The 12,973-nt window shown below is 37.5% G+C and carries 8 protein-coding genes; 3 read left to right on the forward strand and 5 right to left on the reverse strand.

Annotated features, from left to right (window positions below; translation table 11 throughout):
• Positions 1-200 precede the first annotated feature (200 nt).
• From GILLI_RS08115 to GILLI_RS08125, 3 genes are read right to left on the reverse strand one after another with little or no spacing between them, the layout of a single operon-like run.
• Positions 201-1,112 carry a hypothetical protein gene (locus tag GILLI_RS08115; protein ID WP_006988610.1) on the reverse strand — a complete coding sequence of 304 codons (912 nt, stop codon included), beginning with the start codon at positions 1,110-1,112 and terminating at the stop codon, positions 201-203.
• A gap of 16 nt (positions 1,113-1,128) precedes the next feature.
• Positions 1,129-2,826, reverse strand: a complete 1,698-nt coding sequence (locus tag GILLI_RS08120; RefSeq protein ID WP_006988612.1) for a SusD/RagB family nutrient-binding outer membrane lipoprotein — start codon at positions 2,824-2,826, stop codon at positions 1,129-1,131.
• Positions 2,827-2,838: 12 nt separating this feature from the next.
• Positions 2,839-5,991: a SusC/RagA family TonB-linked outer membrane protein gene (locus tag GILLI_RS08125; protein ID WP_006988613.1), complete on the reverse strand. Its 3,153-nt coding sequence runs from the start codon at positions 5,989-5,991 to the stop codon at positions 2,839-2,841.
• Between the two features lie 869 nt (positions 5,992-6,860).
• On the opposite strand from GILLI_RS08125, the gene GILLI_RS08130 reads away from it, so the two are divergent.
• The gene (locus tag GILLI_RS08130) at positions 6,861-7,529 is read left to right on the forward strand and encodes a ribonuclease HII (protein WP_006988615.1); all 669 of its coding nucleotides are present in this window, start codon (positions 6,861-6,863) and stop codon (positions 7,527-7,529) included.
• Between the two features lie 131 nt (positions 7,530-7,660).
• Entirely contained in the window at positions 7,661-10,123 is a 2,463-nt protein-coding gene (locus GILLI_RS08135) for a hypothetical protein (RefSeq protein ID WP_006988616.1), read from the forward strand.
• 17 nt (positions 10,124-10,140) lie between these two features.
• On the opposite strand, the gene lipB is transcribed toward GILLI_RS08135, so the two are convergent.
• On the reverse strand, positions 10,141-10,851 hold the full coding sequence (lipB, locus tag GILLI_RS08140) for a lipoyl(octanoyl) transferase LipB (protein ID WP_006988617.1): 711 nt from the start codon (positions 10,849-10,851) through the stop codon (positions 10,141-10,143).
• A gap of 31 nt (positions 10,852-10,882) precedes the next feature.
• Positions 10,883-11,044 carry a YqaE/Pmp3 family membrane protein gene (locus GILLI_RS18075; RefSeq protein WP_006988618.1) on the reverse strand — a complete coding sequence of 54 codons (162 nt, stop codon included), beginning with the start codon at positions 11,042-11,044 and terminating at the stop codon, positions 10,883-10,885.
• A 178-nt stretch (positions 11,045-11,222) separates the two neighbouring features.
• Here GILLI_RS18075 and lysS point away from each other — a divergent pair, with 178 nt between their 5' ends.
• A complete protein-coding gene (gene lysS, locus GILLI_RS08145; RefSeq protein WP_006988619.1) occupies positions 11,223-12,920 on the forward strand; it encodes a lysine--tRNA ligase in 1,698 nt (565 codons plus the stop codon).
• Positions 12,921-12,973: the final 53 nt, after the last annotated feature.

Consider the following 12,973-nt stretch of genomic DNA (forward strand, 5'->3'; position numbering starts at 1 on the left):
GCACTGCTCACCAAATGGTAAAGAAGCACCGTTACGTTATGGCTCTTGTGTATGAATTTACTATTTTGTGACATCGAGTCACAAAATAGTAATAATAAACGAGGCAAGCCTCGGGGAATTAAACCCAATAGAGATTAAAATAAAAAACTGCCCCCAATTATGGAGGCAGCTTATTTTCAAATAAAAGGTATTCTTTCGATTTAGATTTTCTCGAATTCCAAAGTAACAGGGTAAGCTGCTCCTCCACAGCCTCCATCTGTAATAAAGTCTGTAATAGTTAAGGTGAAACTGGAATCGTCTGCCGGGTCTATCTCCACTCCATCATCTGTAGAACCATATGAAATTGATCCCGTACCACAACCTATACCAGAAGCAATAACTGGTACAGATACGGTTCCACAAACAAATTCTAATACAGCACTTTGTCCAAATCCACCTGCTCCTGGTAAGTATGAAAGAGCAATAGTTCTTTGGGTTTGAGAAGTCTCTTGTAAATTATAAACCCCACTTTCCGCAAAAGCTCCAAATGGGCCTGCACCAGTTATGGTAACCTGATAATCTCCTGCAAAACTACCGTTCAATGGGCATCCTACTGGATAGAAAGCATCAACATTATAAATTGTAGAGGAAAGAATATCAGAGCCATAAAGACGGCCATTTTCATCCCATAATTCAATTTCAGTACCATCCTGAAGATACAATTTAGTAGTAATAATTAAATTATCTGCTAATTGAAAATCATCAAGACTGTTTAATTCTGAAAATGCATTAACCACGTCTGAAGTAGATAGAGTAAGTTCAGTAGGGAATTGTGTTATCCCCGCCTGCAGCGTAACAGGACCATATATTTCTCCGCTTGCTGTTTGGTAAAGTCCAACAACATCTGCAGATGTTACATTCCCCTGGGCTACATCTACTGTAAAGCCAAAAGTAATATCCTGCCCTTCCTGAAGGTCAATAAGGTTCAGGATGGTTGGGAGTTCAGGATTTTGAGTAATATCCGAAACAGCCCCAACCCTTAGATCAAGTTCCGATTCCCCACCGTCAGTATCACAAGATACTGTAAAGGCAGCAAGAAACAAAGTTGTTAATATAAATCTTATATTTTTCATAATCATATTTTTAATATTAGTTATCCCAAAAAATAGTGTAGTTAGCAGGAGTCTTTTGAGCAGGAGCATTTTGATTTAAGTTCAATTCATTCTGAGGCCAGAAAAGAGACTTTGGGAATTCATTATTTTGAACCGTAAAGTTTGGATTTAAAGGAAAATCACCCATATCCAATTGATATTCGTTACCCGATGCATTAGGATTGGGAATTCTGGGATATCCTGTTCTTCTCAAATCAGCATATTGATCTACTGGATCTCCAAAAGTTGACACCCACTTTTGTGTAATAATGACCTCCAATTGCCTTTCAGCTGAAGCTCCTTCGAAACTGGCCAAAACAGCACCTATATAGTTCGCAACTTCTTCACTACCAGTCAAAACAGGAACTTCCTGAGTAGTCCCAGTACCAGCAACCACTTCATCAACCTGCCTGAAGCTGGCTTCCATAGCTTCTTCAAGTTTATCTTTAGCAGAACCTGCTATCAAACCTTCGAGAATCAATTCAGCTTCTATATAAAGAAATTCGTCATATGTTAACAATCTATGTGGTGCAACCCCTGTACCACTGGTTGCATCAATTGAATAACCTGTATTTTCATCATACAGACCTCCGGTTGGAAATATACCTGGATAAGTTGCCGAGTTTTCCACTGCAAAGTCCCTATCTGGTCCAATACTCCCAAATCGTATAGAAAAGAATCCTGTGTTTTCATCCCAATAATCCGCATTTGGATCTCCTGTTTCTGCATTTCCATTATCTGGAGGTAATTCTCCATCAGCCAATTGATTCACAAAATAATAAGGAATTCTTGGATCTTGAATATCAGTAAAAATTTCTGGATTCCATCCTTGTAATATCTCATAGAACCAAGGACTTTGATAATCTGCAAACTGGGTACTTTCATAAGCTGATTGCCAGTAATTATTTCTTTCATCAGTTGGCGCCTGGTTTGCAGTATGTTCCAATTCAAAATCATCTGCAAGTGACTCCATGAAGTTATCTTCAGCTACAAGAGCATTGAAATCGGTCTGATTGAATAATGATGTGGTTCTAATTTGATTGTATAACTTTAATTTAAAAGTATTGGCAAATCTTATCCACTGGTTCATATTTCCACCATAAATCAAATCTTCACTACCCGGCTCAATTCCTTCCTCGGAATTGATATTAGATTTGGCAGTATCAATTAAATCCAGCACACTTTGATAGATCATTTCCTGATCATCAAAGCTCGCACTTACTATTCCGCCCTCCAGCTGACTTGCTTCGGTATAAGGAACATCTCCCCATAAATCTACAGCACCCGCCATTAGATAAGCTTTAAGCAATTGACTAACTCCAACATACATCAAATCTCCGCTTTCAGTTCCTTGTGAAATCAAGCTTTCAATATCTGTGAGAGTTAAGTATGTATTATTCCACTCATTGTTTATAGTTATATTATCTGGTCTTGTACCATATTGGTCAGTATCTTCCCTTGTTGTTGCTTGGTGGGTATATACGCTAAGTATTCCCCCAGCCCAGAAATTATAATCACCAGAGTTGAAAACTCCCAGTTGCGCTCCAGGCAGCAATTGCGCTAAAGGAGCCACGGTAGGGGCATCCGTATCAGTATCCACATCTAAATAATCGCTACAACCCACTAAAACCAATGTTAGAGTGAGAGCCACAAAAAACTTAGAACTTTGAAATTTGTTTTTCATTTTATTTTTCATTTGTTTATTTTTTTAAAAACTAGCACTAATTCTTATACCATATCTTTTTGAAGTAGGAGCAGATTGAATTTCTATACCTTGTAATCTTGTATTACCAAACGCAGTAACTTCAGGATCAAAATTGGTGTATTCAGGTACATTTGGTGCAAAATACCATAAATTATTAGCTACAGCGCTAAGACTGATTCTACCAAAAGGGCTTCTTTCCAGCCATTTTGCCGGTATCTCGTATCCTAAGCTAACTTCTCTTAAACGGTAAACTGTTCCATCATAAACAGAAGCTTCATCCACACTATTAATAGCAAAAGTGTTTCCTCCTGCTGGTGAAAAGTAAAGCTCATTCATACTTAATTGAGTAGAATTGGGAATTTGATTCCCTTCTGGATCTAGAATAGGATTACCACTTCCATCAGCGTAAAAGCCGGGAATAATGAAAGTACGCTCTCTATCTTCTGTATCCCTGGTTACACCTCTACCCAGTAAAGATTCAATAGTTGAACTTTGGATATCCCCACCTTCTTTCCAATCTACCTGCGCATTTAAGGTAACTCCTTTATAAGAAATGGTATTTATGAAGGACATTCTGAAATCAGGATTTGGGTCGCCTATTATTCCATTTTCCAAATCGGCAACTATTCCACCCCCTGATCTATTGATTAAAAAATTACCTTCATCATCTCTTGCAAATTGAGAGCCATAAAATACCCCGAAAGGTTGTCCAACAGCTACATATCCTATTTCATTAACATTTAACGGAATACGATCAAGCCCTTCCACCAATTCGGTAACTTCATTTTTGTTTTGAGTGAAGTTAGTAAATAATGTCCATTTGAAATCCTCTGTCTGAAAAGGGACTAAAGTTAATCCAACTTCTATACCAGTATTTTTAATTTCACCAATATTAGTGTTTAAAGTGGTAAAACCACTAGTTCTTGGCACATCTACTGGAGAAATTAAATCTGTTGTCACTTTCTCATACCAGGTAAAGTCCAAAGCTATACGTCTATTCCAAAATTCAAGATCTATACCAGCTTCAATTTCATCAGTAAACTCAGGAGTTAATTCTTGATCTGCCAAATCGGTTCTGTTCCCAATTACAGGAATACCATTATAAGGTTGGCCAACAGCGAAAGTCCTGTTTAAAAACTCAGCACTTGCAGATCTTGCTACAGAAGCAAAAGCACCACGTATCTTAGCAAAAGTAAGAACATCACTTTGAAGGTTCAAAGCCTCAGTTAAAATAAGGGAACTAGAAACAGATGGATAGAAATAGGAGTTGTTATCTTCCGGAAGCGTTGAGCTCCAATCATTTCTACCTGTTGCATTAACAAAAAGATAATCCCTAAAAGAGAATCCTACTTCAGCAAATACACCTATAGTCCTTGATCTTTCATATCCTAAACCTTTTGTATAGGCAACATTCACGTTATTTTCAATGGTGTAAATTCCTGGAGATATAAAAGTGTTCCCAGAAACAAGAGAACGTTCATTAGTATTTTGCAACATGTTATTTCCCAAAATTGCCGAAAAACCTATGTCCTCGGTTATTTGGTACTTGTCAAAGTTTAATATAAATGTGGATTCCACATCTTCATTTACGAACCTGTCGAGTGTAATAGAACCAAGCCCTTCAGATGCACGTGATCCTATCTCTCTAATTTGTTTTCTGTCTAGACTGTATTTATTCACCCCTACCTGGAAAGATGCTGAAATATGTTCGTTAAAATCATAACCAGCATTTACATTTGCAACCGTTCTATTAGTATTTGTAATAATCTGGTCATTTTCCCAGGACCACAAAGGATGATCATAACCAGCATTAGGAATTACGGATGCTCCTGTTTCAGGATGAATATAGGGCAACGAAAAATCCCAATTCCTTGCCAACACCATGGTACGTGCAAAAGATGAAGAAGATCCACCAAACTGATTTTCTCCAAAGAAACCTCCCACCTGCTCAGAATCAGAATAACTAAGATTACCACCAAAATTAATTCCATTTTCCAAAACAAAATTACCTCCAGCTGAAATGGTGTTTCTGTCATAAGTGTTGAATGGAATATATCCTTCCTGTGAAAGATCTGATACCGTCACTCCAAAATTTCCATTCTCACCACCGTAAGACAAGTTAACTGAGTTTTCAGATGTCACCCCTGTCTTGAACAAATCCTTCACGTTATCAGGTTGAGCTTCATAAGGAACTGTTGAACCAAACTGATCAGGAAACGCATTCAACAAATTTGGCCAGGTTGGAATAGTTTCCCTTGAATCAAAACGGGGTCCCCATGATCCATTGGCATTTGCATATGCAAAATTCACACCAGCACCATAGGTGTTTTGATAGTCAGGTAAATTAGCAATATTTTCTAAATAAGTTCCCGAAGTAACAGTAATGTTTGTTTTTTGAGGACCACCACCGGCTCCTGTTTTTGTAGTGATTACAATTACCCCATTAGTTGCCCGCGAACCATATAATGCCGCGGCCGCAGTACTTTTCAAGACGTTTATGGACTCAATATTATTTGGATCTAAAGTCGATAATCCAGATTCATAACCTCCACCGCCTGTAGTTTGGCTTGATGTGGAAACCTGATCATTACTGTAAGCAATACCATCCACAACGATTAATGGTTGAGAAGATCCCTGGATACTGGTAACTCCACGAATGTTTATCTGATTGGAAGCACCAGCAACCCCAGTAGAAATGTTTACTTGTACACCTGCAACTTTACCCGCCAATGAACGTATTAAATCCGGTTCTGAATTTTCTGTTACATCTTCAGCAGCTACAGTACTAACAGAGTAACCCAAATCTTTTGGGTTCCTTTTAATCCCAAAAGCCGTAACCACTACTTCATCCAGTTGAGAAGCATCAGCGGCAAGTGTAACATTAATTAGACTAACCTCGCCTACAGTATACCTAGCAGTCTCCATACCTATGAAAGAGAATACCAGAACACCTCCCTGATTTACGGAAATAGCATAGTTACCGTCAAAATCTGTTTGAACACCCCTAGCACTTCCGTCTACTAGTACGTTCACCCCGGGTAGAGGCAAACCATTTTCGTCGGTAACCGTTCCGGAAACCTCCATTTGCTGTGCAAAGGTTAATTGCACCATAAACACTAAGAATAGTGTTAGAATCCCATTTAATCTTTTTTTCATTATTTTGTTAATTTGAATTAGTCTGCGCCAAAAATCATAATAATTTCTTAATAAAAAAAATTTATTATTTCCTTTTAAATGTTAAACTCTTAACACAACGCTATTACATAGATGCCAGATTTATCAAATGGTTGCGTCGACTCAGTAATAAATCGCATAAATTTTACAATATGAATAAATATTCAAAAGAAAGTATCAAAAATTAAAACGCATCAAGGCCTAATTATCTGCTGGTTTCTCATGGTTAATCCATATTTCTTCACCTATTAGCAACGTTTTAGATAAATTTGAAAAAATAAATAGATTCTATTAAATGACTCTTGAATTTTATTTTGTCGTTAATTTAAATCACAAAAAAAAGCTCTTTTCAAACAGACTTAGAAATTATCTCCAACCAACTGGTGAATACTCTTCTCCAGCGACTCCTGAAATCCCTAACTAATTATAATTTTAAGAAGAAATAGCTACCAGGGCAAGTCTTGGAACAGGGAAATGCAATAATATACCTTCCTGCAAAAAGATTTTCTTGTCTCAATTCAAAGAAACTTAGACCCAGGGATGTAAATCAACTCTTCCCCAACCTTGAACACCAAATAAGTTTCAAGAACTAATTCTTATGGTGTAACATCGTCCATAAAAATTTAAAAATCAGTTGTTAGTCCATTGTCGATATAAGCAATTACTTTTCCCCAATTAATGGCATTCTTTTGAGACTGTTACGAACGTTTCCTACAAACAAACGAGCGACCAGACTATTTGTAAATTCAAGAAAAGTAGTTTTGTTTCCTGCACCTCCAGACAACCATTTTTCTGGAAAAGAAACATTGCTCGAAAGCATTCTCAAATTTCAAAAATTATTATTTTTGGCAATGCTTAAAAATTCCTCTAACTATAAACTTACCGAATGCGGAACAGATGAAGCAGGCAGAGGATGTCTTGCCGGACCCGTAGTTGCCGCTGCGGTTATTTTACCAAAAAGATTTAAACACGTACTTCTTAATGACTCTAAAATTGTAACCAGGGAAAACCGAATGGTTCTTAAGAAGATTATTGAGAAAAAGGCGCTTCAATATTCTGTCTCTTTTGTAGATAATTTTAAAATTGATGAAATTAATATTTTGAACGCCTCTATCCTTGCCATGCATTTTTGCATAGATGACCTTAAAATTATTCCTGAGCATATTCTGGTTGACGGAAACCGATTTAAGCCTTATAAAAACATTCCACACCTGTGTGTGATCCAGGGAGATGGAAAATTTTTGAACATTGCTGCGGCTTCCATTTTAGCCAAAACCTACCGGGATGAATACATGGAAAAGATCCACGAAGAGTATCCTATGTACAATTGGAAGCAAAATAAAGGGTATCCTACATTAGAGCATAGGGCTGCAATTGAAAAATACGGGGTCACAAAATATCACCGGATGAGTTTTAAACTTCTACCGGAGCAGTTATATGCCTCACCCGGAACTGCTGAAAAAGCAGTTCCGACCTTGCATTCCTCTCGTTTCACTCGTCGGATGCATGAGGAGAGGTAAATAGGAAACCTCATTGCAAACCGTCTGGGAATTTAGAGATTCTGTATCTTTATCAAAAATATTCCTTTAAAACCTTTAATTTTCTGAAGATGGCTTTCTTTGCTGGTTCTTTGGAAAAAATTTGAGCTGCGATGAAATTGTGTAAACAAAAGAATTTTTGGATCTTTATTTTTCTTACTACTATATTATTCTTCTCCTGCACTCCGGATAAGCAAGAAAAATCAGATCTTCAAGATTTTATTCCTTCCAGTGCAGATTATCTATTACAGAGTCCGGACCTGACAAATTTCTTAAACAATGTGGACAGCACAAGTTTTTTCAAGACCAATCCCACCCTTTTTGAAAATTCTAATTACCTGCATTTACAGAATTTGAACAATTCAAGCGGCATGCAGGAAGCTTTGGTAGCGTTTGTGGAAAATGAGGAAGGAACCGGCAACTACCTTTTAATTACCAGAGATTCACTTCAAATAGATACGGATTCTATTAAGAACAGATCCCGGGAAACTCTCAAATACGAAGAATTTGAGATTCAAAAAATCAGTACAGAAAAATTCACCACCTACTTCACTAAAACAAAGGATGTTTTTTTTGCATCTAATTCCCAAGGGGTACTGGAGACAATAATGAGGAAAGATTTTAAAAGTATATCCTCCGAAGGTTTTAAGATGGCCTGGGCGGTAGCTGATAAAAACAGGACCTCCCTTTTTATTAATAACAGGTCCATTGACAAGCTTTTTAAACAGATATTTCCTGCAGCTACTTTGCCTCTCCATAATTTGGGTTCGTGGAGTGTTTTGGATCTTGAAACCGAAGATCAAAACTTTTTAATTAACGGAATACTTTCACTTGATGAAAATTCTCAGGAATTAATGGATATTTTTCAGGAAGTACCGGCACAAAAGAATAGGATTGCTGAGATCACTCCAACTTCTGCTTTCGGATTTTACTCCTTTACCTATTCTAATTTTGAAAAGCTTTTCAGAAATCTGAACAACTTCAGAAGAGATTCCCTGGAAATTTCTCAAAACCACGTTCTAAATTACACAAAAGAGGCTGGAATTATTTATTCCGAAGAAAATTTTCTTGTCTTCACTACGACCGACCCCGAGCTTGCAAAAGAATCCTTGGTTGGAGAAAAAAAAGTTTCAGATTTCCGGGGGATAGAAATTTTCAAAAATACAGAGCCAAAACAATTTTCAAAACTGCTTCAGCCTTTAATAAAAGAAGATGAGTTCCAGTTTTATACTTTTTTAGAAGATTTCCTCATCTTTTCAAATACCACAGAAGGTCTTGAAAATATAATAATCAATTTTCAGAATAATACAACGCTTAGTGAGCTTTCGTATTACCAGGAAGCTATTGCTAATCTTGCCGGTTCATCATCGCTATTATTTGTAGCCAATAATGAGACTGTAAAAACAGTTCTCCATGAAAATGCTTCAGAAGATTATAAGGATAAAGTAACGTCTTTAAATTTAGAAGGATATCCAATTGCTACCATACAATTTGTTCAGGATCAAAATTTTGCGCATTTACATGGAATTTTAAAAATGTCCCAGGGCAAAACTTCAGAAGGGATACAACAACTGGCTTCTATAAAATTGAATTCCGGGATTGGAATTCTTCCACATCTTGTTCAAAACCACAACACAAATGAGTTGGAGGTTTTAGTTCAGGATGAAGAAAATATACTTTATGTATTTAATACAAAGGGTGAGCTGCAATGGAAAAAAGAATTTTCTACCAGGATCACGGGAGCTATTTACCAGGTGGACCTGTATAAAAACGGGAATCTTCAGTATTTATTCAGCACTCCAAATGCACTTCACGTTCTGGATCAAAACGGAAAACCCGTTAAACCTTTTCCCCTGGAATTTGAAGATGAAATAACCCGCCCTGTTAGCCTTTTTGACTATGATAACAACAGGAACTACAGACTTGTTATTACACAAAAAAACGATCTTTTGATGTATGACACCAAAGGAAAAATTGTTCGCGGATTTGATTTTGATAAAACCGATTCTCAAATTCTTCAGTCTCCAAAGCACATTAGATTAAAAAATAAAGATTACGTCGTTTTTACTGAAGAGAATGGAAAGCTAAATATCATTAGCAGACAGGGGAAATCTAGGGTCTCGGTAAAAGAAAAAATACAAATTTCAGATAATGAATGGTATGAGCACAAAGGAAATTTTGTCTCGGTAAATTCAGAAGGAAAAGTAGTATTTGTAGATGAAAATGGAAATGTGAAAAAAGGAGAAACTGCTTCAGAAGCCAACTTAAACATTTTTGCAACAGAAAATATTCTGGCAAGCATTTCAGAAAATATTTTAAAGATAAATGGAAAGGAAATAACTCTGGATTATGGCCTTTACACAGTACCAAAAATTTTCAATCTTGGAGGTAAAACCTATATTACGGTTACTGATACCCAGGCACAAAGACTGCTGGTATTCAACGAAAATGCTGAGCTTTTACCCGGGTTTCCTGTTTATGGAAATTCTGCCGCAGCTATTGCCGCCGGAAAAAACAAAAAGATCCTAATCACAGTGAAAGGGGAAGAAAATTCTGTTCTGGTTTATGAGATGTAAATATTAGATCCGGGAGTTCAGTTTACCTTTTCAAAAAATTCTGCTTCAAAAAGTTCCTCAAAATGTTTCAGTATTTTCACCTGAACTTCAGCCAAAGGCACTTCTCTCACCCCCAGTTCCATATTAAGGGAAGTAACTGCTTTTCCGCGGATCCCACAGGGAATAATATTATCAAAATAGCCAAGATCGGCATTTACATTTAAGGCAAACCCATGCATAGTAACCCAACGGCTGGCCCGTACGCCAAGCGCACAAATCTTGCGGGCAAAAGGCGTTCCAACATCCAGCCAAACCCCGGTCTCCCCGGCACTTCGTTCAGGTTTTAGTCCATATTCCTTAAGGCTTAGGATAATTACCTCTTCAAGAAGACGAAGGTATTTATGAATATCCGTAAAAAAATTATCCAGATCTATTATTGGATAGCCCACCAATTGCCCGGGGCCGTGATAGGTGATGTCCCCGCCGCGATTGATCTTGTAGTATTTCGCATTTCTCGCTTCCAGCTCCTCTTCTGTGAGCAATAAATGTTCTGGTTTTCCACTTTTCCCCAACGTATACACATGCGGGTGCTCCACCATCAACAAATAGTTTGGGGTTTCAGCATTTAAATTCTCCCTTCTGTTCCTGATCTTCAAATCAAGGATTTCCTTAAAAAGCTGCTCCTGGTAATCCCAGGCCTCCTTAAAATCCTTTAATCCGAGTTGTTGTAGGTGTATTTTTTTGTTCAAAATCTAAAAGTTCAGGGTTTCAGGTCCTTATTTAGTTATACTTGGGCCTGTTTAAAATAATAAGCGCTGCAATTACTCCGGGTATCCACCCCAATAGTGTTAACAACAAAACGATTAAAATAGATCCGCAACCGCGGTCATAAACCGCCAGGGGAGGAAACAAAACCGATAATATTACGCGCCAAACACTCATATATTTTTATTGAATTATTCTACAGGATTGCAAAGATAAGATTTATATAATTCCTGAAAGAGTCCTTTTATTTTCAGGAAACAAGATAGGCTGTGATTCTAATTGATTGGTTGCCCGATTGTCATTATATTTGCAGCTTCTTACCAGTACCGGTAAGTTTTTAAACTTAAAGATCACTATGCATTTATCTGAACAGGAAATAGTACGAAGAGAAAAACTTTCAGCGTTACGTAAATTAGATATCAATCCATATCCGGCAGCTTTATTTCCGGTAACCCACGTCACTTCTGAAATGAAATCAAATTTTGAGGAAGGAAAAAAGGTAGTTGTTGCGGGAAGACTGATGTCCAGACGAATACAGGGAAAAGCCTCTTTTGCTGAAATTCAGGATTCCAAAGGGAAGATCCAGGTTTATTTTAACCGGGATGAGATTTGTACCGGGGAAGATAAAAGCTTGTATAATGATGTTTATAAAAAACTTCTGGATATTGGGGATTTTATAGGAATTGAAGGAGAGTTATTCACCACCCAGGTTGGAGAGAAAACCATTATGGTGAAAAAATTCACGCTTTTAAGCAAATCCCTTCGGCCGCTTCCACTTCCAAAAACAGATAAAGAAGGGAAAACCTACGACGAGTTTAATGATCCTGAGCACAGGTATCGCCAACGGTATGCAGATTTGGTGGTGAATCCAAAAGTGAAAGAGATCTTTGTAAAACGCACAAAGCTTTTTACCGCGATGCGGAATTTCTTTAATGATAAAGGATATTTTGAGGTTGAAACACCTATCCTTCAATCCATCCCTGGAGGTGCTGCAGCCAGGCCTTTTATGACACATCACAATGCGTTAGACATCCCTTTATATTTAAGGATCGCGAATGAATTATATTTAAAAAGACTTATCGTAGGTGGTTTTGACGGTGTATATGAATTTTCCAAAAACTTCAGAAATGAAGGAATGGATAGAACGCATAATCCCGAATTTACTGCAATGGAGATCTATGTAGCTTATAAAGACTACAATTGGATGATGGAATTCACAGAAAACCTTCTGGAATATTGTGCGCTGCAAGTAAATGGAACTACAGAAGCCACTTTTGGGGAAAATCAAATCAATTTCAAAGCTCCTTACAAACGGGTGACTATGACCGATGCAATCAAGGACTTTACAGGATTTGATATCACAGGCAAGTCTGAAAGAGAACTTTTTAAGGCTGCCAGGGAAATGGGCGTGGATGTAGATAAAACAATGGGAAAAGGAAAGCTTATCGATGAAATATTTGGAGAGAAATGCGAAGGTAAATTTATCCAGCCTACTTTTATAATTGACTATCCGAAGGAAATGAGCCCCTTATGTAAAGAGCATCGCGATAACCCAGAATTGACCGAGCGGTTTGAACTGATGGTTTGCGGAAAAGAAATCGCAAATGCCTATACAGAATTGAATGATCCAATAGACCAACGGGCGCGCTTTGAAGAGCAATTAAAACTTTCGGAAAAAGGAGATGATGAAGCAATGTTCATCGACGATGATTTCCTTCGTGCTTTGGAATACGGAATGCCTCCAACTTCCGGTTTGGGAATTGGAATGGACCGTTTGATCATGTTTTTAACCAACAAACAATCTATACAGGAAGTACTCTTCTTCCCGCAGATGAAGCCGGAGAAAAAAGCAGCTACTCCAAAGCCAGAAGATTTTATAAAAATTGGTGTTCCACAGGAGTGGGTTGATATTGTAATGCATGAATATCATAGCATTTCAAAATTAAAGGAAAACAAACCTACCCAGGTACATCAAACTCTAAATGGTTTGCGCAAGAAGAACAAAATACTTGTGGCGGCACTTCAATTGGAAGAAGTTGAAAAATGGTTTTAACCCCCACCATTTGGTTAAATCTGCTAGACCCGTCCGTTTAATTCAGGCGAGGG

Source organism: Gillisia limnaea DSM 15749, assembly GCF_000243235.1.
GTDB classification, from domain to species: domain Bacteria; phylum Bacteroidota; class Bacteroidia; order Flavobacteriales; family Flavobacteriaceae; genus Gillisia; species Gillisia limnaea.